This is a genomic window from Citrobacter sp. Cf116 (assembly GCF_030336505.1).
In the GTDB taxonomy this organism is placed as follows: Bacteria; Pseudomonadota; Gammaproteobacteria; order Enterobacterales; family Enterobacteriaceae; genus Citrobacter; species Citrobacter freundii.
The window spans coordinates 612,860-634,414 of the sequence record NZ_JAOWEQ010000040.1 but is presented as its reverse complement, the minus strand read 5'-3'; the positions used below and the strand labels follow the sequence as shown (position 1 = coordinate 634,414).

Sequence of the window (21,555 nt, the reverse complement as noted above, 5' to 3'; positions counted from 1 at the left end):
TAATCCCGGATAAACTGCGATCTCACCGTCCGATATTGAAACTCAGCGTCGCATCGCATGCGCAGCAGGGAATGTGCTACCATGCATCGCTCAGTTAACCACCCGTAAAATCGACCATGAAATTTCCCGGTAAACGTAAATCCAAACACTATTTTCCCGTCAGCGCGCGCGATCCGTTGTTGCAACAAATTCAGCCAGAAAATGAAACCAGCGCAGCCTGGGTGGTGGGCATCGACCAGACGTTGGTGGATATTGAAGCCAAAGTGGATGATGACTTTGTAAAACGTTATGGATTAAGCGCCGGGCATTCTCTGGTGATTGCCGATGATGTCGCAGAATCGCTCTATCAGGAACTGGTGCGTGAAAATTTGATCACCCATCAGTTTGCGGGCGGTACGATCGGTAACACGATGCACAACTACTCCGTGCTGGCGGATGACCGCTCGGTGCTGCTGGGCGTGATGTGCAGCAATATCGAGATTGGCAGCTATGCGTACCGTTATTTATGCAATACCTCCAGCCGTACCGATCTGAACTACCTGCAAGGCGTTAATGGACCGATTGGTCGTTGCTTTACGCTGATTGGTGAATCCGGAGAGCGTACCTTCGCCATTAGCCCTGGGCATATGAATAAGCTACGGGCGGATAGCATCCCTGAATCGGTAATTGCCGGAGCGTCCGCGTTGGTGCTGACGTCCTATCTGGTGCGCTGCGAGCCGGGTGAGCCGATGCCGGAAGCGACCATGAAGGCGATTGAATACGCTAAAAAACACAATGTGCCGGTGGTACTGACGCTGGGCACCAAATTCGTCATTGCCGATAACCCGCAGTGGTGGCAGGCATTCCTCAAAGAGCATGTCTCTATTCTGGCGATGAATGAAGAAGAGGCTGAAGCGCTGACCGGCGAGAACGATCCGCTACTGGCGTCCGACAAAGCGCTGGATTGGGTGGATCTGGTGCTGTGCACTGCGGGTCCGGCAGGTCTGTATATGGCGGGCTTTACGGAAGAAGAAGTCAAACGTAAAACCCAGCATCCGCTGCTGCCTGGAGCGATTGCCGAATTCAATCAGTACGAATTCAGCCGCGCCATGCGCCATAAAGACTGTACCAATCCGCTGCGTGTGTATTCGCACATTGCACCGTATATGGGCGGGCCTGAAAAGATAATGAATACCAACGGTGCTGGCGACGGCGCGCTGGCGGCATTGCTGCATGATATTACCGCCAACAGCTATCACCGCAGTAACGTGCCTAACTCCAGCAAGCACAAGTTCACCTGGCTGACCTATTCGTCGCTAGCCCAGGTGTGTAAATATGCTAACCGCGTGAGTTACCAGGTGCTGAACCAGCATTCACCGCGCCTGACGCGCGGTTTGCCGGAACGTGAAGACAGTCTTGAAGAGTCGTACTGGGATCGCTGAGTTCTTGCCCGATGGCGCTACGCTTATCGGGCCTACGCGTAACATTAACTGGCGGTAGCAACTTCACCGGCAGGCGGTGTTTCAATTAGCTCCAGCATGGTGCGGGCGATTTCACGCTCGCCCATGACGACCTGATTGGCGCCGCGCTCGGTAATATATTCCACCTCATCGTCATAATGTGCGCGGGCGATAATCTCAATCGACGGGCACTTCTCGCGAGCGGAAGCGACAATTTCACCCGCTTCATAGCCATTCGGAATGGTTAGCAACAGCCAGCGTGCGCAATCCAGATGCGCCAGATTCATAATCTCTTCGTTAGCGGCATTTCCTAGCACCGCGCGGATCCCACGCTCGCGCAGTTCATCCACCCGGGTACGTGAGGTTTCGATAACCACCAGCGGGATCCCCGCAGCCATCAATTTCTCACCCAGCAGGCTGCCGACGCGACCAAAGCCAACCAGCAGGGCGTGATTGCAGATATCCACCGGAATTTGCTTCTCTTCTTCGATAGCCTCTTCCAGAGTCTGCTCTTCCAGCGTTTCTGTTTTGGCGAGATATTTTTCTAACACCGCGAACAGCACCGGGTTGAGCATTATGGACAGGATTGCCCCTGCCAGCACCAGATTCTGTCCGGCCTGCGGCAGCAGGTTTAACGCCATTCCCAGACCCGCCAGGATAAAGGCAAATTCACCAATCTGCGCCAGACTGGTGGCAATGGTGAGCGCCGTGCGTTGAGAGTGACCAAACAGGCGCACCAGGAAATAGGCGGCAAGGGATTTACCAAAGATGATAATCGCCAGCGTGCCCAGTACTGCCAACGGTTGCTGGATCAGGACTAACGGATCGAACAGCATTCCGACGGAAACGAAGAACAGCACGGCGAACGCATCGCGCAGCGGCAGGGTGTCATGCGCCGCACGGTGGCTCAGCTCAGATTCATTCAGCACCATACCGGCGAAGAATGCGCCCAGCGCAAAGGAGACATCAAACAGCTCTACTGCGCCGAAGGCGATACCTAAGGCGAGGGCGAGGACTGAGAGGGTAAACAGTTCGCGTGAACCGGTTGCGGCGCTGCGGGCCATAATCCACGGTACCAGGCGACGACCCACCAGCATCATAATCGCGATAAACGCCACCACCTTACCGATGGTAATGCCCATATCGACGGCCAGCGAAGCGAAGCCGACATCTTCTTTTTCCAGCATTCCGGCGACGGCTGGCAGGAGAACCAGCGTCAGCACCATCATCAGATCTTCGACAATCAGCCAGCCAATGGCGATTTGCCCGCGCTGGCTGTCAATGAGCTGTCGTTCTTCAAGCGCACGCAGTAGCACCACGGTGCTGGCGGTTGAAAGACACAGACCAAACACGATCCCCACCATCAGCGACCAGCCTAATACAGCTGAAAGCGCCATACCCAGCAGCGTTGCCACTGCTATCTGGGCAATCGCGCCGGGAATGGCGATTGACTTTACCGCCATCAAATCCTTCAGGGAAAAGTGCAGCCCGACGCCGAACATCAGCAGAATAACGCCAAGCTCGGCCAGTTCAGGCGCGAGCTTAGTATCAGCAACAAAACCAGGTGTAAATGGACCGGCCAGAACGCCCGCTAACAGATATCCCACCAGAGGAGAAATACGTAGTTTATTGGCAATCATGCCTAATATAAAAGCGAGCACAAGGCCGCCGACAATGGTGGTGATAAGCGGGGTGGCGTGATGCATTCCGTCTCCTTTGGTTGCTGTGATGATCCTAAAAACCCAAACTACGAGTAATAGTTTATGACAATTTTAATGTTTATGTTTATGAATAATTATTGAATTTTGAAGAAAACGGGATTTTAAGCGTAAAAAAGCACGGATCGGAAAAGTACGGTGATATGTGAGAGGTAAAGGCTGATGGCTACTGTAAGTAATGACGGCCAAAATTTACTTTTGGCCGTCAGAAAATCAGGCTTTGTGTCGGTTATCAGGTAAGAATATGGTCAGTATCCCCAGAAGTGGCAGGAAAGCACATATTTTGTAGACCAAATCGATGCTGGTATGGTCGGCTATCAGCCCTAGCACCGCGGCTCCCAAGCCGCCCATGCCGAAGGCAAAACCAAAAAATAACCCAGAAACCATGCCGATACGCCCAGGAAGCAGCTCCTGTGCGTAAACCAGAATAGCAGAAAACGCCGATGCGAGGATAAAACCAATGATCACGGTTAAAATCCCGGTCCATTCCAGCGTTGCGTAGGGTAAAACGAGGGTAAATGGCGCAACGCCGAGGATAGACCCCCAAATAACATATTTTCTGCCAATTTTATCGCCTAATGGTCCGCCAATCACCGTCCCGGCCGCGACGGCAAACAGGAAGGCAAACAGGTGAAACTGGGCGTTTTGTACCGATAATCCGAATTTTTGCATCAGATAAAAGGTGTAATAGCTGCTGATACTCGCCATATAGAAGTATTTGGAGAAAATCAGTACCAGCAGGATGCTTACAGCCAGCACCACTTTATTACGCGGCAACGGATTAACGATAGCGACCTTCGGCTTTCCTTTACTCATCCGATGCTGCGCGGCATACCAACGGCTGATTTGCGCCAGGACGACAATCGCTAATAGCGCAGCCAGAACAAACCAGGCCACATTACCCTTACCATATGGCGCGATGATGACAGCCGCCAGCAACGGTCCCAGTGAGCTGCCGAAGTTGCCGCCAACCTGGAAAATCGACTGGGCAAGGCCGTGGCGACCGCCGGAGGCCATACGCGCCACACGGGACGATTCCGGGTGAAATACCGAAGAGCCGGTGCCAACCAGCGCCGCGGCGAGCAGCACCATATGGAAGCTGCCGGCCATGGCCAGCAAAACAAGCCCGCTCAGCGTGAAGCACATTCCTATGGGCAGCGACCATGGCATCGGATATTTGTCCGTCCAGTAACCCACCACCGGTTGCAGCAGCGAAGAAGCTAGCTGGAAGGTTAGGGTGATCATCCCGATCTGCATAAACGTCAGCGAGAACTCTGACTGCAATAGCGGATAAATCGCCAGGATCAGCGACTGAATCATATCGTTTAGCAAATGGGAGAGGCTGATCGCTCCTAAAATGCCAAATGAGGTGCGTGCTTTAGCAACCGACGCTGACGCGCCAGCCACAGGCTGGGTTGGTTCACTTATTGCCATAGAAAGTCACTTCTGTTTGGGTTGCGATTATGAGGGTAATCTAATTTGTTATTATTACCTGACTAACATACCTGCGGAAGGTGTTTGAAGGAAGTCTCATTTCTGAAAACATTTTCGACTATTATTTCATATCATTGTAATTTCAGTCGTTGATTTTGGCTCAGGGAGAGAAATATGAAGTTTTTAAAACGGGGCGTGGCGCTAGCGTTATTAGCCGCATTTACGCTGGCAGGTCAGCCAGCGCAAGCGTACGAAAAAGATAAAACCTACAAAATTACCATTCTGCATACCAACGATCATCACGGTCACTTCTGGCGTAGCGAATATGGGGAATACGGACTGGCGGCGCAAAAAACGCTGGTGGACGGTATTCGTAAAGAGGTGGCTGAGGAAGGGGGCAGCGTACTGCTGCTTTCTGGTGGTGATATTAATACCGGCGTACCGGAGTCCGATCTGCAGGATGCGGAACCTGATTTTCGCGGGATGAACCTGATTGGCTATGACGCGATGGCGGTCGGAAACCACGAGTTTGATAATCCGCTTAGCGTATTGCGGCAGCAGGAAAAATGGTCCAAATTTCCGTTTCTCTCGGCCAATATTTATCAGAAAAGCACCGGCGAGCGTTTATTTAAGCCGTGGGCCATCTTTAAGCGCCAGGATTTAAAAATTGCCGTACTTGGTTTAACCACTGACGATACGGCGAAAATTGGCAACCCTGAGTTCTTTACCGATATCGAATTCCGTAAACCTGCTGATGAAGCCAAACTGGTTATTCAGGAACTGAATATGGGGGAAAAGCCAGACATCATTATCGCGACCACCCATATGGGACATTATGACAATGGCAACCACGGCTCGAACGCCCCTGGCGATGTCGAAATGGCGCGCAGCCTGCCAGCAGGTTCGCTGGCGATGATTGTCGGTGGCCACTCGCAGGATCCGGTGTGTATGGCTGCGGAAAATAAGAAGCAGGTTGATTACGTACCGGGTACGCCGTGTGCGCCAGATAAGCAAAATGGGATCTGGATTGTACAGGCCCACGAGTGGGGGAAATACGTGGGCCGGGCGGACTTTGAGTTCCGTAACGGCGAAATGAAAATGGTTAACTACCAGCTCATTCCCGTTAATCTGAAGAAAAAAGTGACCTGGGACAACGGTAAAAGTGAGCGCGTACTCTACACCCCGGAGATTGTTGAAAATCAGCAAATGCTTTCGCTGCTGACGCCGTTCCAGAATAAAGGTAAAGCGCAGCTCGACGTGAAAATCGGTAGCGTCAATGCGCGCCTCGAAGGCGACCGTAGCAAAGTCCGTTTCGTGCAAACCAACATGGGGCACTTGCTGCTGGCTGCGCAAATAGCGCGAACCAGCGCTGATTTTGGCGTGATGAGCGGCGGCGGTATCCGTGACTCCATCGAAGGCGGCGATATCACCTATAAGAGCGTGCTGAAGGTACAGCCGTTTGGCAACATCGTGGTGTACGCCGATATGAGCGGGAAAGAAGTGATTGATTATCTGACCGCGGTGGCGCAAATGAAGCCGGACTCCGGAGCCTACCCGCAGTTTGCCAACGTCAGCTTTGTAGCGAAAGACGGCAAACTTAACGATTTGAAAATCAAAGGCGAACCTGTTGACCCAGCCAAAACCTATCGTATGGCAACGCTGAGCTTCAACGCCACCGGCGGTGATGGCTATCCGCGCATTGATAACAAACCAGGCTATGTGAATACCGGGTTTATTGATGCGGAAGTGCTGAAAGAGTACGTGCAGAAGAACTCACCGCTGGATGCCAGTGCGTATGAGCCGAAGGGTGAGGTGAGCTGGCAGTAACAGGGCGGAGTGCCGGATGGCGGTGCTGGCACCTTATCCGGCCTACAGGTCAGTGCGATTTGTAGGCCTTAAAGCTGCGCGCCATCAGGCATTCATTCTATAACCGCTTAATCCCGGCGGGCGATATCGGCGAATTTCGCATCCAGAATTTTCGCCAGGTCGCTCGCTGCCAGTTCGATATCCAGCCCGCGTTTGCCGCCGGAAACATAAATGGTGTCAAACGTTTGGGCTGGCGCGTCGATAAGCGTCGGCAATCTTTTTTTCTGCCCCAGCGGGCTGATACCGCCTACCAGATAGCCGGTAGTGCGTTGCGCGACCATGGGATCGGCCATATCGACCTTTTTGGCACCCAATGCTTTGGCAACCTTTTTGAGATCCAGTTGACCTGCTACCGGTGTGACGGCGACCGCCAGATGCTTCATGTCGCCATTCACGGCAACCAGCAGCGTTTTGTAAACCTGGTCCGCGTTCAGACCTAACTTTCGCACCACTTCATCACCAAAGTTCGTCTCGGACGGATCGTGATCGTAGGTGTGGATCTGGAAAGAAATTTTGTTTTTTTCGAGTAATTTAACGGCGGGTGTCATAGCAATTTTCCTGGCCCAGACAAAATACGACTCAAGCATACGCCTGATGTCTGTCTAAAAAATAGTACCATCTTGCGCAATAGTATTGGCAGGATGATGACTTTGAGCGACAATCGAACTACACCGACGCTTTAAGCGCCGGGATCATAATAATGATGAAATTCCTCTTTGACGGGCCAATAGAGATATTGGCCATTTTTTTACCGTAACATCTCCGGCAAATTTCCTTCTCCGTATAAATGCAGCGCGCCAACGGCCACGACGTAGTGACCAGCAGGCATCGCTCTGAGCCGATCGCGCCAGGCTGTGTTGCGTTGATGCATCAATACGTCATACAACGACTGGCTAAAGGTATTGGGAAGCGTCAGTTCGCTATTGCGCGGCGGCGTTTCAAGCCACCAGCCCATCATCTGCTGTAGCAGTCTGGCATTGGTATGCCAATGCGTCAGAGTATCATCCAACAGGGCCAGTCCGTTATCAGGCAACTGACATAACAGCTCGATTTGACTGGATGCGCCTTCCAGTTCGATTATCGGTTTATGCGCCTGTTTAGCCGCATTCAACAGTTGATAATCAATCCCGTATTCCGCTCGCAGCCCCAGCTGCTGTGCCTGCGTTGCCTGTAATACCATGGCAATTTGCCACAACGGCTGAGTAGATAACAGGGATGGGGAAATGCCCAGTTCGTTGGTGACTTTACGCAGGTTTTCTAACTGCTCCGGGCTGAGACGTTCTTCGAGTGCAGCATAGGTCGGAAGGTTGGCAAACGGCGCGTCGTCACCGGAAACATCCGCTTCGACAATCAGCGCATCGGCATGCTTGAGCTTTTTGAGTAATTTGGCAGGCAGAGGCGCCATATCGCGGCTGCCCATGTGAATGCTGCCAATCAGATGAAAATGGCGGTTGCCGGGCAAAGAGATGTCGATGGCAGGCCAGGTATAGTGGTTGCCGCGCAGTGCAGACCATAATGCTTTTACCCGGTATAACAAATCCATACGACCTCCCTAAGTGGAGAACCATGCTAGCGCGTGGCCGGAAAAGTCGCAATGTGTGAATTGCCGGATGGCGCAGTTGATAGCGCCATCCGGCAAAGGGTTACTCTTTAGGTTTGAAGCGCAGCAGTCGGTTCGCGTTGCTCACCACGGTGATGGAAGAAAGCGCCATCGCCGCCCCGGCGACTACCGGGTTGAGCAGCGTGCCGGTGAACGGCCACAGAATCCCAGCGGCAACCGGGATGCCGATGCTGTTGTAGATAAACGCGCCGAGCAGGTTCTGCTTCATATTGCGTAGCGTTGCCCGGGAGATAGACAGCGCATCCGCAACGCCCATCAGGCTATGACGCATCAGCGTAATCGCGGCTGTTTCAATCGCCACATCGCTGCCGCCACCCATGGCGATCCCTACATCGGCCTGAGCCAGCGCAGGCGCATCGTTGATACCGTCACCGACCATGGCGACCTGACGCCCCTGGCTCTGCAGACGCTTGATCGCCTCGGCCTTACCGTCCGGCAGAACACCCGCAATCACCTCGTCAATACCCGCCTCTTTGGCAATAGCGTTGGCGGTCGTTGGGTTGTCGCCGGTCAGCATCACCAAACGATACCCGGCGCGGTGCAGGCGCTGGAGCGCTGCCACGCTGTCGCTACGCAGTGGATCACGAACCGCTAACAGCGCCGCCGCTTTACCATCAATCGCCAACAGGACCGGAGTTGAACCCTGGGAAGCCTGAGCGGTGATTTCAGCTTCCATTTCAGTGGTATCAACCTGCTGTTCATTGAGCAGAGCCTGATTTCCCAGCAGCAACGTATGACCTTCGGTCTCGCCACTGACGCCTAACCCGCGCAGCGTACGGAAACCGTTGACCTGCGGCAGCGAGACATCGCCAGCTTTGTCCAGAATCGCCCTTGCCAGCGGGTGGCTGGAACCCTGTTCAAGGGCTGCAGCCAGACGAATTGCCCGCGCTTCATCGGTGTTGCCAAACGTTTTGATGGCGACAACCTGCGGTTTGCCTTCAGTCAGCGTCCCGGTCTTATCAAAGACGAGAGTATCGAGCGTGCTGGCGCGCTGCAGCGCATCGGCATCGCGTACCAGTACCCCAAACTCAGCGGCACGCCCCACGCCGGAAATAATCGACATCGGCGTTGCCAGACCCAACGCACAAGGGCAGGCGATAATCAGAACGGTGGTGGCAATGACCAGCGTATAGACAATCTGCGGTGCTGGTCCAAAGAAATACCAGATAGCCGCACTGACCAGCGCAATGGCGACCACGACCGGAACGAACACCGAGGAGATACGGTCGGCCAGTTTGCCAATTTCCGGTTTGCTGCTTTGCGCTTGACGCACCATACGAATAATGCGTGACAGCGTGGTGTGGCTGCCAACGGCGCTGGCGCGGAACAGCACGCTGCCGTCCTGTACGACCGTACCGGCGTGGACGCTATCGCCTTCACCTTTTTGCTGCGGAATCGGCTCACCGGTCAGCATCGCTTCATCTAGCCAGGCTTCGCCCTGCGTAATTTCTCCATCGACTGGCACGCGGTCGCCGGTGGTCAGGCGCAACAACATTCCCGCCTGAACGTCTGCCAGCGGCACGTTCTTTTCACCTTCGTCAGTAACGACGCGTGCGGTCGGTGGCGTCAAATCAAGCAGTTTTTCCAGCGCTTTGGACGAGCGCTGGCGAGCCCGCGCTTCTAGCATGTGTCCGAGGTTAATCAGACCAATAATCATGGCGCTGGCTTCATAATAGAGGTGTCGCGCTTCCATCGGGAACCATTGCGGCCAGAGGTTGACGCTCATGGAATAGAGCCATGCCACCCCTGTACCCAGCGCGACCAACGTATCCATAGTCGCGGTGCCGTTCATCAGGCTTTTCCACGCATTGCGGTAAAAGTGACCGCCCGCGAAAACCATCACCGCAAGCGTTGCCAGACCAATCGTCAGCCACAGGCTGCGGTTGTCATCGCTCACCATCATGTTGTCGCCAATCATTCCCCATACCATGACAGGGATACCCAGCAGCAGCGCGACGGCCGCCTGCCAGCGAAAACGTTTCATGGTTGCCACGGCGGTTTCTTGCTGACGCTCGCGGCGCTTAGCATCATCTTCAATGGCTTCTGCGCCGTAACCTGCTTTTTCTACCGCCTGCACTAAATCTGCGGCGGAGGCACTGCCCATTACCAGCGCAGTGCGTTCCGCCAGGTTTACCCGTGCCTGGGTGACACCCGGTACGCTTTGCAATGCATTTTGTACACGGGTCACACAACTGGCGCAGCTCATGCCGTTTAACAGCAACTGTTGGCTGTCATCATCAGCCGTAGCTGCCGGAAGCTCGGAAGGGACCGCTGCCAGTGCTTCCGACGGGATTGATGACTCCGTCAGCGGTTTAGCCTTTGGGTGGCTTAACTCCGCGCCGTAACCGGCTTGTTTGATGGTTTCAATCAGCGCTTCTGCGCTGGCGCTCCCGGTAACATGCGCCTCTGTCACGGAGACATCCGCTTGCTCAACATCCGGACGTTGTTCCAGACTTTCTTTAACGCGTTTTACGCAGTGACCACAGGACAAACCGTCCAGGGTTAGATCGATTGTTTGAGACATAACCAACTCCTTCATTGCAGGTTTAACTGACTGTGATAAAGGTTAAACCTTCCAGCAAGGGGAAGGTCAAGGGTGTTTTTAGAAAAGATGAAAAAAGGGGCGAAGGGGGAAAAAACGGGAACGTCACCTCAGAGCGTTCCCGGTCTGTTATTGATTGAGGACGATAAGCGGCGTTCGATGCTCCGGTTCATTTATGACTGTGAGATCGGCACCGTACAGCGCGTTCAGCGCCCGTTGCTTCAGGACATCCTGCGGATACCCGTTATCAACAATCCTGCCGCGTTCCATCAATACCACGCGGTCGGCATAACGCGCTGCGAGGTTGAGATCGTGCAGGACGCAGCAGACGCTAAACTGCCGTTCACGCACCAGGCGACGCAGCAGACGAAAAAGGTGCTGCTGGTGGTGAATATCCAGGGCGGAGGTGGGTTCATCGAGAAATAACCATTTGGGCCGAGGCTCGGGCTCCCAAAGCTGAACCAGCAGACGTGCCAGCTGTACCCGCTGTTGTTCTCCTCCCGACAGATGCCGGTAATCGCGCGCGGCCAGCGCCTGGCAGTCGCACAACGTCATGATGTGTTCCGTTTCATCGCCCGTATTGCGCGTGCGATACGGATGCCTGCCCATGCGAATAACCTCCTGCACGCTAAACGGGAAGGCCATATGACTGTTCTGGCGCATCACGGCACGGGTTTTTGCCAGCTCGGTGATTGACCATTCGTTCAGCGGCTTGCCGAATAAGCTACAGCGCCCACTGTGAGGTTGCAGATAACCCGTGAGCTGGCGTAGCAGCGTTGATTTCCCGGCGCCATTCGGGCCAAGAATCGCGATAATCTCTCCTTCAGGTAGCGTCAGGGAAACATCGTCGGTCAATCGTCTGCCCTGAATGTGGTAAACCAGATTTTCAGCAACGATCATGACACCCTCCGGCTACGCAGTATTAACCACAGAAAATACGGTCCTCCGATCAGGCTGGTTAACAGACCAACGGGCATTTCGGCAGGCTGCACCAGAGTGCGGGCCAGCGTATCGGCAATCAGGAGTAGACAGGCGCCCGCCAGCGTCGAGCAGGGAATCAACCAGCGATGATCGGCGCCGGTAGTCATTCTGATCAGATGTGGGATCACCAGGCCAATAAAACCAATTACGCCGCTGACGGAAACGGCAGCACCAACCAGTAGCGAGCTGAGCAACAGTAACTGCTGGCGCTTACGTTTGACGTTCACGCCGAGGTAATGCGCCTCTTCATCACCCAATTGCAGCAAATTAAGCGTGCCCGCCATACAGACGGTGACAGCAATGGCTGGAAGAACAAAGGTACTGGCAACCAGCAGCGTTGGCCACTGGGCCTGGCCGAGATTGCCCATCATCCACAGCGTAAGTTGACGTAGCTGTTGCTCATCGCCCACATAGCTCAGTACGCCAATAGCCGAACCGCACAAAGCATTGATAGCGATACCGGCTAACAGCAGTTGCATCATTCCGCCGTGGCTATGACGCTGGCTTATCAGGAAAATAATCGTGCAGACCACCATGCTGCCCGCGACGGCAAAAATCATCTGCTCATACAGCACCAGCACCACGGGAAACGAAAAGGGGATAACTATCGCGATACCGACCATCAGCGCGGAGCCGCTACTGACACCAAGCAGGCCAGGATCGGCCATCGGATTGCGAAAAAGCCCCTGCATGATAACCCCTGCCGTTGCCAGCGCTGCGCCTACCAGAACGGCCAGCAACACACGGGGCAAACGGATGTTCAACCAGATGTCACGGTATTCGTCGTTGAACAGCGCGCTGAAGCTAATGTTCAGCGCCCCCTGGCTGGCTCCGAAGAGCATCAGAGCGACCAACAACAGAGAAAGACCCGTCAGAATGCTGACGGAAGAAAGCGAGTCCTTAAGCACGCAACGCTCCATAACGTCTTTGCGGCGCGAAGTTCCCGCGCCGCGAGGGGTTTACGCGGGTTTCAGTCCTGGCTCAACCAAACTGTAAATCTGGTTATTGAGTGACGGGGCTGTAGCCAGTTCGTGAATGTGCCTTGCAACATCTGCACGCATCACAAAACCATGGCACTCCTCGGCCTGTATCCGTTGCGCCTGACCTGTGGCTGCACCGTTCAGCAAACCGCCGGGGCGGAGAATGGCGTAGTCCAGTTGACTGGTTTGTAGCCAGCTTTCAGCCAACGATTTTTCGCGTACCGCCCGACCAAATGCGGCCCTGGCGCGTGGGGACAAAAAGGGCCAACTGTCGCCACAGCCAAGCGAAGTCACCAGAATCATGCGTTTGATCTCCGCTTTTTCTGCTTCATCAATGACGGTTCTGTGCGCCAGATAATCCTGGGCACCGCCCATGGAGGAGATCACCGTGGCATGTTGACCCGCTGCGCGACAGGCACAGGCGGTGACCTGGCTGTCGCAGGCGTCGCCAATGAAGACCTGCACACCTTTTTCCTGCAACCCGGCAGCGACCTGCGCGTTGCGAACGACGGCAATCACCGGACGTTGTTCCGCCAGTGCGAGTGCCAGTGTTTTCGCGCCGACGCCGCTACCACCTGCACCAAAAATGAGCCATGGAGCCATCAGGCATGTTCCTTTAAGGATGAAGACAGCGCGTGAAAGGCGCTGACCTGGTCGGCCAGTAGCTGACGATGCTCATCCCGACCGAGGAAAATTTTGAACATAGCGCTACCCGCCTGGTTAAAGAAGAGAATGGACGCGGTGTCCATGCCCATAAATTTGCGTTCAATCAGGGCGATATGTGTGCAGTTTTCTGCCTTGATATGACCGGTCATGCCTTTTTTGCCGCGCAGGTTGAAGTAACCGTGGCGGTGGAATCCGGAAGGTAATTCACCGGTGAATTCCAGAATGACATCAGCAGTATGGACCAGGGTGGTGACTTTGCCCCATTCGCTGACGGTTTCCCAGACGGTATCAAATTGATCGCCGGAAACCAGCGTCGGGGAGGGGAGGTTTTTCACCACCTCCAGCAGCGTGGTGTTGTACTGGGCTGCGATAGCTTCCAGCGTACCGTCCGGCTCAGTTTTCAAAAAATCCTGTAAAGAGACATGGCTCATACTTCACTCCTTTTATGGTTGCTCTACCGCAATACGCGGCGTGTTAAGTGTTTGAATCAGTTCATCAAGAGACTGCAAAATATTGCTCGCCCAAAAACGCCCTTCATTGGTCAGGCGTACACAGGTGCTGGCATCTCGCGTCAGTCCTGCGTGATGCCACTGGGTCAGTAGCGGGGTCAGTTTTTGTGCATGAGGTGTCAGTTCATCCAGCGGGACGCGGGCCGTTTCAATACCGGCCTGGAGGGTGTGTCGCCACTGGAAACCACGCTCAGCGGTGCGCATCATCATCATGAGCGGTTTTTTTCCGGCGGCGATGGATTCATGCCATGTGGTCAGATTGCGCTCGACCATCCAGGAATAGCCATTGACTGACCCTCCTGCGCCAGAACCGAATGCCAGACAGTCTGCGCCCTGTTTAATCAGCAGGTTGTACAGATTGCGTTCCCGTGTGGTGCGCGCCCAGTGGCTGTTGCTGATGCAGCGCCAGCCCGCGCTGTCCATAAAATCGCAGCCCTGAAGATAGAGGTCGCGACGTTCGGCAGGAGAGGGAACCGTTGTGCGCCCGGTTTCAACCGCTTTGCCAAGCGGTGTATTAGGGAGCAGGTTCAGCGCATAAAGATCTACGCCGTCGAGGCCGATGTCGCGGGCAATCGCCAGATCCTCGCTCCACACCTTTGCGTCCTGTCCTGGCAGACCAAACAGCAGATCGCAGACCACGGCGGCTCGATCCCGTTTTACCAACCCCTGCATAAAGGCCATCGCGGTCGGGCCGTCCGAAGTGCGCGCCATTTTCTTGCGGATCCGGCTGTTAAATGACTGAATGCCGATCGAAAATCGATTGGCGCCAGCGTCAAGGCAGGCATCTATTCGCGCATCGTCAAAATTGAGTACCCGCCCCTCAATGGTGATTTCGCAGTCCGGCGCCAGCGGTAGCTTGTCACGTAGTGCGGTGATGATTCTGGCCAGATCCCGTGCCGACAGCGCAGACGGTGTACCGCCGCCAAAATAGACGGCGTGAATCGGGGCCGACTGATGCAATGCGCTATCGGCTTCCATCTCTATTTCGCGTAATAGCGCGTTGGTGTAGCGGGCGCAGTGATCCTCTTCAAAGCGGTTTTGATAAAAACCGCAGAAAGTACAATGTGTTGCACAGAAAGGGATATGCAAGTACACCAACCGTTTCCGCGGTGGGGTTGGCTGGCTGATGACCTCCTGCCAGGTTTGTGACAATAGCTCTTTGGCTACCGGGATCGCCCCACGCCAGGGCATCGTGGCGCGGCGATCCTTAAATGGCTGACTTCCCTCGAGCGCAAAATGCGCGGTGAGATCCAGCGAGTGTTCAGTTTTCATTGTTCTTTATAAATCCAGTTAGTGAGGCCAGAATTGCTGGTGCAGGGCTTCAACCGCATCGGCGACGCGCGGCCCCATACCCAGAATTAGCGCCTGGTCAACCGCCACAATGCGCTGGTTTTTCCAGGCCGCAGTGTGGGTAATACCGGCAATCGCGCTCAGACGAGCCAGACCGCCATCCACCATTTGCGACGTCACCACGATCACCTCTGGGTTGGCGGCGATCAGCGATTCCGCGCTGTAGCTTTTATACTGCGCATGGGTGGCGACATTTTGTGCGCCTGCGAGGGTCATAATGGCATCGGCTACGCTGCCTTTTCCGGCGACCTGTGGCGCGCTGCCGCCAGCGGAGAGAATGAACATGGCTTTGACCGGCGCGTTTTTCGCTGCCACGTTGTGCTGAACGCGATCCAGACGTTGACGTATGCGATCGATCAACGTCTCACCTTGTTCGCGAATGCGCAGGGTTTGAGCCAGTTCCCGAATGTTGGCGTACATCTGTTCGACGGTGGCCGGTACGCGCGGCAACGTCACGACGTTAACTTTTTGCGCCCGCAACTGATCCAACACGATTTGAGGGCCAGCATCCTGCCAGGTGATAAAGCTGTCCGGATGCAGCGATAAAATGCCCTCGCTGCTTAACTGCTTCCAGTAGCCGATATGCGGGAGTGCGGCAGTTTCGGGTGGATACGAGGTGGTTTCATCAACGCCGACCACCCGGTTGCCGATGCCCATGGCGTATATCAGTTCGCTAAGAGAGCCGCCCGCCACCACCAGGCGGTCGGCGGACTGGGCACTGAAAACGCAGGCGAGGCTCAGTAAGCCAATCAAGAGTTTTTTCATCGTCAGAAATTCCACGCAAAGCCAACGGCGGCATTGAAACCAGCGTCTGGAATAGATTCATGCGCGGTTCTGTAACGCTTGTCGGTCAGGTTGTTGAGCGCGAGGTTGACCTGATACTGATCCTGCGGACCGAACTCGGTGTTGAATGCAAGGTTAAGCGTGGCCCAGCCTGGGTAGTTGATTTCCGTGGTGCCGGTATTATCTTTGGCGCTGGACGCCGCGCGGATAAAGACATCGGACGTCAGGTTAGCGGCGTTCATCAACCAGGTATGTTTCAGGCCGACGCGCCCGGTCAGAGTGGGTTCGCCGGTATCCCAGGTTTTAAGGGTATTGCCTTCGTACTGACGGCGAATGAGATTACCGCTCAGGTAAGGTGAAACTGCCCAGCCGTTGTATTCTGCGGTGAGTTCCATGCCCCAGGTTTTGGCCCGATCGATGTTGTCGTAGTAGTAATAGCCGCCCCGTGAAGAGGTGGTATTACCGCTGCATACGGGTTGACCTGAACAGGCCAGGCTGGCGATATAGTCTTTGGCTTCGGAGTAATAAATGGCGCCGTCAATCAGCCACATATTCCCTTTATACCGTGCACCCAGCTCATAGTTATTCGAGTGTTCCGCCTTCAGGTTTGGATTGCCGTAGGTTACGCTGCCGCCTGCGGACGTCTGCATAAACAGCTGAGTCAGCGTGGGGAAGACATAGCCCTGGGCATATGCAGCCCGAAGTTCAAGATCTTTAAAACCGGAATAGCGTAGGCTGGTTGAGGTCACCAGTTCATCATCGTGAACGGAATTTCCTCCGGTGGATTGCCAGGTGCTGCCGCTGCTTTGCAGGGTTTGCGTATCGTTGCGCTTGAGCTTCGAAGACAGCCAGTACTGGCGTGCGCCTACGGTCCACGTCCAGTCATCGGCAAAGCGCCAGTCGTTTTGCGCGAACAATGAGGTGTTGCTTTGCTCCGCTTCGTTGTATGACAGGGTACGTGTTTGCGTATCGAAGAAGCCGGTAGCTGCGGTCTGGCGCGTACTGCCGTCCGTGTCCTGTTTTATTTTGTCATGCTGATATTGAGTGCCAATCACCAGCTCGTTGTTAGCAGGCAGGGAGAAGTTGCTCTGTAGCGTTACCCCTTGGGTATACTGTTTGTCGTTGGTATTGGTCTGATTGCTGACCGTCAGCGCTTTAATCATCGGGCTGGGGATAACCTGGGTCGTTTTGACCCGGTTTTCAAATTTGCGCTCTATTGTCTGGCTGTATGCGTCAACATGGATGTTCTTCAGGTAACCCCCATCGGCCGCGTAGTCGTAGAAAAGACCGATTTTCTCGCGTTCCAGCTTAGGTATTTTGACGCTAAAGTCGTCGAACTGGCCCTCTGGATCGTCAAACCAGGTTTGAGTAGACAGTTTGTAGCGATCGAGGGAGAGCCCAATTTTGTGGCGATCGAAGTTGTAACCCAGCCATACGCCCTGGCCGTTATTACGGAAGTTGGTGTTGGGCAATCTTCCGTCAGGCGTATCGCGGTCCCCCTGGTCGGAATAGCTGCCATTGATGCGGTAGTCAAAGTTTCCGATGCTCCCCCAGGCCGCTGCCGACTCTTCCCATCCTGCCGTTGCGGAGTTATAAACAGCCTTAACGCTGCCGCCGAGAGGCTTATCACCGCCTTTTTTGGTAATAAAGTTTACGACACCGCCAATCGCCTGCGAACCGTAGAGGACAGAATAGGGGCCTTTGACCACTTCAATCCGTTCCAGCGCGGATTCGTCAATCAGCAAACCGGCTCCGTAGTTTTGTCCGGCACGTTGGTAACTGACGACCTGGCCGTCGATCAAAATCAGCACCCGCGAAGACGCTTCGCCACGGATACGAATTTGTTTCCGCCCTGCGAGGGCGTTATCGGTGACTTCGACGCCGGGAATATCTTGTAAATCATCAGCAATAGAAACGCTGGTGGAGTTTTGCAGCGTCTGGCGATCGATAACCTGTATGGTTGCTGGGCTATCCCAAAGGCTACTTTCTGTGCGGTTAGCCGTGACGATAACCGTGTCTTCGTCGGACGTAGAAGCGTGTGTTGGAGAGGTAGCTGCAAAAGCGGCGCCGGACATGCATAATGTCAGGGCTGAAAGAATAAATGGCCTTTGGTTATTCCGTGGCAACATAAGAGAACCTTTATTGAATGTAAATGATCATCATTATCATTCGCGTTTATATATAAAATTGTTTCCCTTTGTTCAAGATGAAAGATGTAGAACCAATATATCTTTTGATTTGAGTCAATTTCGTGCAGTCATTAAATGCATAAATGTGATCTAAATCGGATATAACAATGTGAATTAAAAGGATTTGTGCATCGCGGTGAGGGTGGGAAATGTGCAGGGTTCTCGGGTAAATCATCAGGACAATCTGGGCTATAATGGGCTCAGTACCAACAAGATCCGCGGGGGAAATGTGAATATTAGCGATGTTGCGAAAAGAACCGGTTTGACCAGCAAAGCGATACGCTTTTATGAAGAAAAAGGCTTAGTGACGCCGCCGCTGCGTAGCGAAAATGGCTATCGCACATACAACCAACAGCATCTGAATGAACTTACGCTGCTGCGCCAGGCACGCCAGGTGGGTTTTAATCTCGAAGAGTGCGGCGAACTGGTGAATCTGTTTAACGATCCGGCGCGTCATAGCGCAGATGTGAAAAAGCGTACCTTAGAAAAGGTCGCGGACATTGAGCGGCATATCAGCGAGCTGCAGGCCATGCGCTTGCATTTGCTGGCACTGGCGGAGAGTTGCCCTGGCGATGACAGCGCCGAATGCCCGATCATTGATAACCTCTCCGGCTGCTGCCACCATAAAGCGAAGGCTTAACGGCGAGGGGGATTAAGCATAAATACCACCGTGCCGCGGTACCACGGGGATTTCTCAAGCTGCGCTTCAGCCTGCGGGTCCCGGCTACCGTTTTGCACCAGCCCCAGCTTAAACGGAATGCGCAGACGACTGAGTGCGGGCAGATACGCCTGATAATTCGTTACCGTATGACGGCCCTGATAGCTCTGGACCACCAGTTCATCGACCGCCAGCGCATTCAGCGTGGCGACGTCGCCCGTTTTTGCCCAATCCAGCAGTCCAGTCACGCCAAGTGCAAACTCGGCCGGTAACTGTTGGCGTAATTGCTGCAGAAAGCGGGCGTAATCGGCAAGCTGATGGGTCGCCGCGTCAAAATCAACCTGCAGGCCGACTACATGATTCCCGGCGGCCTGCCAGCGTTGCATCAATCTTATGATTCGAGCCGGGATCGCCTCCGGTACGTCGAGCGTGGTAAAGCGCACGGTCAGCCAGATCGAGGGAAAAGACAGGCGGCTGACCGGCAGCCCGAGACGCTGGAAAACCACGTTACCCGAACGAACCAGCACCTCACCCTGATGCAGATAGACCGTTTGTGCGTCTTTCAGCTCATCACTGGCCTTCACGCCGGACCACAGCCAGAAGGCCGGATGCTCACGGGCGGCGACGATATCCGCCGCCTGCGGCTGGCCTGTCAGCAGCGCGGTTACCAGTAGTATTTGAGTTTTTGCGCCCACGGACTTCCCGGATACTGCGTTTTCAGTTGGGTGAACCAGCCTTTACGCTGCAGTTTATCCACTTCCTCACCGCCGCACTCGTTAGAGCCTGACGGCGCATAGCACATGATGGCGCGATACAGCGCGAAGCTCTTGTCTTCAACCTCTGCTTTCGGCGAAGTGATCACCTGCTGATAGTAGCGTTGCCTGTCGAACTGACCGAACGGCTCCTTGCGCGATATTGCTGATTCAAGAACGTCGTTGCCAGCACTGTTTTTCCACAAATCGACGTGGGTTTGCGTGGTGCGGAAGAATTCGCCTAAGCAGTTCAGCGCGTGGGCATCATCCGCTTTTTTGCTCAATACCGTTACCGTTTCATTGAGGCTGCGACAGGTGTAACCGCGCTCGGCAGCGTCGCCATTCCAGTCGAAAATACTCAGATTAACGTCATCAAACGCGTCGCCAATAACCGGCGGAGTAATGGCGCTGGCCAGTTTTCTGTCATTCAACCAGTCGCCAAAGCGGTTTTCGGTAAGATCGCGTACCAGCAGCGTATGCAGGGCGATGGTACGCTCTTCATTGTTAGGTCCATGGACGGCCTGCTGGCGCAGCAGTTCAGGCGAGGCCTGTGTTTTCAGTATCTGCGAGCGAAAACGTAGGTTGGTTACTGCGCTTTCTGGGGCAAAAACCGCCGCCACGTCGCCGCTATAAACCAGCGTTGCGGCGAGCTTAGCCTGTACATACTGCTGCTGTTCGTTGTCCTGGCTGAGTTTTAGCAACTGCTGCCAGAAATCACTCGCCGCGCGCCAGTTCTTCTGGCCCATCAGCGCTTCGCCGTACAGCACTTGTTCGCTGAAGGCGAGGTTATCGTGAATGGCGAGTTTCTGCTCTGGCGTAACTGCCTGAATAATCGCCGCGTAGTTCTCCGTCGCCAGCCACAGATTCAGTTGCAGATCGCGCCATAGCGGCAGTTTTTGGCTCTGCTCAAACACCGGTTTGCTGGCATCGAGCTGCGCCTGGGTCAGCGTGGGTTTACTGTTGTTATCCAGACGCAGCGCGCGCAGCAGTTCGATATAGCTGACAAGCGGCGCATCGGGGAATGCTTCCACCACGGACTGTTCGTAGAACGCCATACCGTAGACATTATCGTATTCGATGACTATTTCTCGCAGTTGCCGAGCGTCAGCCGACTGCTGGAGCGTCTGCTCATACAACCCGGCCAGCTGCGGCCACGCCTGTAAATACCAGTTGATGCGACGCAGCATACCGCGCGCGGAGTCGGCATACAGGCCTTGCGGGAAGCGTTGCAGGTAGGCTTGTGCCTGCGTCTGAGCCTGAGTCGCGTCCTCGCGGTTAATTTTTGCAATATCAAAATCGCCGTACTCGCCTACGCTGTTCTGGCTGCTCTTGTTCAAGGCCGCACGCATCAGCATGTATTGCGCGGTCTCTGCCAGCCACGGGCGCTCACTTTTGGCAAGCTGAGTGAAATCCCGTTCGGCGCTGGCATAATCACCGGCATAGAAACTGGCAGCTGCGGCCAGATAATTTTTATAGGACTGAGCCGGTGAATCAGCCGGGAGGGTGGCAAGTGAAGACTCAATTTGCTCGCGGGTTGCCCCGGATAGCAGCCCCGTACGCGCCTGGGCTAAGGCCTGGCGCTGTTCCGCCGTTAACGTCGAGTCGGCCAGCAGTGCGGCAAAAAATGCGCTGACGCTCTCGGTGTTATTCGAAACATGACGGTTCTCAAGCTCAGCGTCGTTGACGTTTATTTCGTCTGCGCTAATGTTCAGTTCGGCCATCTGTCGGGAGAGTGGGCTGTCTGCGGCGGATGCCGGAGCAGCGGCTGGCTGCGAGGTTGCCTCATCCCATTGCGGGTGATAGGCAAAATAGAAATCCCGGGAGCGGGTGATATCTGCTGGCATTGATTGCACCGGCAGAGCAAATGATTTTTCCTGGCTCAGCAGCCGCAGCAGGTTGTCGCGACTGTCGTTTTCAGGGTTGAAGGTCGGCGTGCCTTTCAGCAGGCAGCTGTCGTCGCTCCATTTGCAGTCTTCCATATCGAAAGAGGCGAATGCCTGCGGGGCGGCGGTCAGTAATGTGCAAAGGGCAAAGGCAAGGGGTGTCTTCCTGACCATAGTCTTATTT

17 protein-coding genes are annotated in these 21,555 nt (G+C 54.6%); 3 read left to right on the top strand and 14 right to left on the bottom strand.

Translation table 11 applies throughout. The features are described from left to right. The first annotated feature begins 116 nt into the window (after positions 1–116). Positions 117–1,421, top strand: a complete 1,305-nt coding sequence (gsk, locus tag OGV74_RS19705) for an inosine/guanosine kinase (RefSeq protein ID WP_057063196.1) — start codon at positions 117–119, stop codon at positions 1,419–1,421. Positions 1,422–1,465: 44 nt separating this feature from the next. Here the strand turns inward: gsk and ybaL are convergent, their stop codons facing one another. Further along, positions 1,466–3,145 carry a YbaL family putative K(+) efflux transporter gene (ybaL, locus tag OGV74_RS19700; protein ID WP_003021783.1) on the bottom strand — a complete coding sequence of 560 codons (1,680 nt, stop codon included), beginning with the start codon at positions 3,143–3,145 and terminating at the stop codon, positions 1,466–1,468. A gap of 225 nt (positions 3,146–3,370) precedes the next feature. Further along, positions 3,371–4,591, bottom strand: coding sequence for a fosmidomycin MFS transporter (gene fsr, locus OGV74_RS19695; protein ID WP_003021788.1), 1,221 nt, complete (start codon positions 4,589–4,591; stop codon positions 3,371–3,373). A gap of 174 nt (positions 4,592–4,765) precedes the next feature. On the opposite strand from fsr, the gene ushA reads away from it, so the two are divergent. Further along, positions 4,766–6,418, top strand: coding sequence for a bifunctional UDP-sugar hydrolase/5'-nucleotidase UshA (ushA, locus tag OGV74_RS19690; protein WP_086503780.1), 1,653 nt, complete (start codon positions 4,766–4,768; stop codon positions 6,416–6,418). Positions 6,419–6,525: 107 nt separating this feature from the next. On the opposite strand, the gene ybaK is transcribed toward ushA, so the two are convergent. The 10 genes from ybaK to OGV74_RS19640 all read right to left on the bottom strand — a co-directional run bounded on the left by ybaK (position 6,526) and on the right by OGV74_RS19640 (position 18,018). Then, positions 6,526–7,005 carry a Cys-tRNA(Pro)/Cys-tRNA(Cys) deacylase YbaK gene (gene ybaK / locus OGV74_RS19685; RefSeq protein WP_003021794.1) on the bottom strand — a complete coding sequence of 160 codons (480 nt, stop codon included), beginning with the start codon at positions 7,003–7,005 and terminating at the stop codon, positions 6,526–6,528. A 200-nt stretch (positions 7,006–7,205) separates the two neighbouring features. Beyond that, positions 7,206–8,000: a TraB/GumN family protein gene (locus OGV74_RS19680; RefSeq protein WP_086503781.1), complete on the bottom strand. Its 795-nt coding sequence runs from the start codon at positions 7,998–8,000 to the stop codon at positions 7,206–7,208. A 100-nt stretch (positions 8,001–8,100) separates the two neighbouring features. Further along, on the bottom strand, positions 8,101–10,602 hold the full coding sequence (gene copA, locus OGV74_RS19675; protein WP_044712822.1) for a copper-exporting P-type ATPase CopA: 2,502 nt from the start codon (positions 10,600–10,602) through the stop codon (positions 8,101–8,103). A gap of 147 nt (positions 10,603–10,749) precedes the next feature. Further along, entirely contained in the window at positions 10,750–11,520 is a 771-nt protein-coding gene (locus OGV74_RS19670) for a heme ABC transporter ATP-binding protein (protein WP_003835815.1), read from the bottom strand. Beyond that, complete coding sequence (locus OGV74_RS19665) at positions 11,517–12,509, bottom strand: FecCD family ABC transporter permease (protein WP_003021806.1); 993 nt, start codon at positions 12,507–12,509, stop codon at positions 11,517–11,519. Before OGV74_RS19665 ends, OGV74_RS19670 begins: the two co-directional genes overlap by 4 nt. 51 nt (positions 12,510–12,560) lie before the next feature. After that, positions 12,561–13,184 (bottom strand): anaerobilin reductase, encoded by a 624-nt coding sequence (gene chuY, locus OGV74_RS19660; RefSeq protein WP_086503782.1) that lies wholly within the window; start codon positions 13,182–13,184, stop codon positions 12,561–12,563. Beyond that, on the bottom strand, positions 13,184–13,678 hold the full coding sequence (gene hutX, locus OGV74_RS19655; protein ID WP_003021812.1) for a heme utilization cystosolic carrier protein HutX: 495 nt from the start codon (positions 13,676–13,678) through the stop codon (positions 13,184–13,186). Before hutX ends, chuY begins: the two co-directional genes overlap by 1 nt. A 12-nt stretch (positions 13,679–13,690) precedes the next feature. Then, positions 13,691–15,028 (bottom strand): heme anaerobic degradation radical SAM methyltransferase ChuW/HutW, encoded by a 1,338-nt coding sequence (gene hutW / locus OGV74_RS19650; protein ID WP_032948719.1) that lies wholly within the window; start codon positions 15,026–15,028, stop codon positions 13,691–13,693. Between the two features lie 18 nt (positions 15,029–15,046). Further along, positions 15,047–15,871: a heme/hemin ABC transporter substrate-binding protein gene (locus OGV74_RS19645; RefSeq protein ID WP_003021816.1), complete on the bottom strand. Its 825-nt coding sequence runs from the start codon at positions 15,869–15,871 to the stop codon at positions 15,047–15,049. A gap of 2 nt (positions 15,872–15,873) precedes the next feature. Next, on the bottom strand, positions 15,874–18,018 hold the full coding sequence (locus tag OGV74_RS19640) for a TonB-dependent receptor plug domain-containing protein (protein WP_086503784.1): 2,145 nt from the start codon (positions 18,016–18,018) through the stop codon (positions 15,874–15,876). 289 nt (positions 18,019–18,307) lie between these two features. Between OGV74_RS19640 and cueR the strand changes: the two genes are divergently transcribed. Continuing rightward, positions 18,308–18,718 carry a Cu(I)-responsive transcriptional regulator gene (gene cueR, locus OGV74_RS19635; protein WP_003021822.1) on the top strand — a complete coding sequence of 137 codons (411 nt, stop codon included), beginning with the start codon at positions 18,308–18,310 and terminating at the stop codon, positions 18,716–18,718. On the opposite strand, the gene OGV74_RS19630 is transcribed toward cueR, so the two are convergent. Next, on the bottom strand, positions 18,715–19,431 hold the full coding sequence (locus tag OGV74_RS19630) for a DUF3142 domain-containing protein (protein ID WP_003021825.1): 717 nt from the start codon (positions 19,429–19,431) through the stop codon (positions 18,715–18,717). The genes cueR and OGV74_RS19630 overlap by 4 nt on opposite strands. Continuing rightward, on the bottom strand, positions 19,401–21,545 hold the full coding sequence (locus OGV74_RS19625) for a PA5441 family protein (RefSeq protein ID WP_286521419.1): 2,145 nt from the start codon (positions 21,543–21,545) through the stop codon (positions 19,401–19,403). The genes OGV74_RS19630 and OGV74_RS19625 overlap by 31 nt, the downstream gene beginning before the upstream one ends. Positions 21,546–21,555 lie beyond the last annotated feature (10 nt).

Bases quoted from the DNA above. Each gene is read 5' to 3' on its own strand.
- ybaL (WP_003021783.1), bottom strand. From the start codon at position 3,145: ATGCATCACGCCACCCCGCTTATCACCACCATTGTCGGCGGCCTTGTG.
- hutX (WP_003021812.1), bottom strand. From the start codon at position 13,678: ATGAGCCATGTCTCTTTACAGGATTTTTTGAAAACTGAGCCGGACGGT.
- OGV74_RS19645 (WP_003021816.1), bottom strand. From the start codon at position 15,871: ATGAAAAAACTCTTGATTGGCTTACTGAGCCTCGCCTGCGTTTTCAGT.
- OGV74_RS19670 (WP_003835815.1), bottom strand. From the start codon at position 11,520: ATGATCGTTGCTGAAAATCTGGTTTACCACATTCAGGGCAGACGATTG.
- ushA (WP_086503780.1), top strand. From the start codon at position 4,766: ATGAAGTTTTTAAAACGGGGCGTGGCGCTAGCGTTATTAGCCGCATTT.
- OGV74_RS19625 (WP_286521419.1), bottom strand. From the start codon at position 21,545: ATGGTCAGGAAGACACCCCTTGCCTTTGCCCTTTGCACATTACTGACC.
- copA (WP_044712822.1), bottom strand. From the start codon at position 10,602: ATGTCTCAAACAATCGATCTAACCCTGGACGGTTTGTCCTGTGGTCAC.
- hutW (WP_032948719.1), bottom strand. From the start codon at position 15,028: ATGAAAACTGAACACTCGCTGGATCTCACCGCGCATTTTGCGCTCGAG.
- fsr (WP_003021788.1), bottom strand. From the start codon at position 4,591: ATGGCAATAAGTGAACCAACCCAGCCTGTGGCTGGCGCGTCAGCGTCG.
- gsk (WP_057063196.1), top strand. From the start codon at position 117: ATGAAATTTCCCGGTAAACGTAAATCCAAACACTATTTTCCCGTCAGC.
- OGV74_RS19680 (WP_086503781.1), bottom strand. From the start codon at position 8,000: ATGGATTTGTTATACCGGGTAAAAGCATTATGGTCTGCACTGCGCGGC.
- ybaK (WP_003021794.1), bottom strand. From the start codon at position 7,005: ATGACACCCGCCGTTAAATTACTCGAAAAAAACAAAATTTCTTTCCAG.
- chuY (WP_086503782.1), bottom strand. From the start codon at position 13,184: ATGGCTCCATGGCTCATTTTTGGTGCAGGTGGTAGCGGCGTCGGCGCG.
- OGV74_RS19640 (WP_086503784.1), bottom strand. From the start codon at position 18,018: ATGTTGCCACGGAATAACCAAAGGCCATTTATTCTTTCAGCCCTGACA.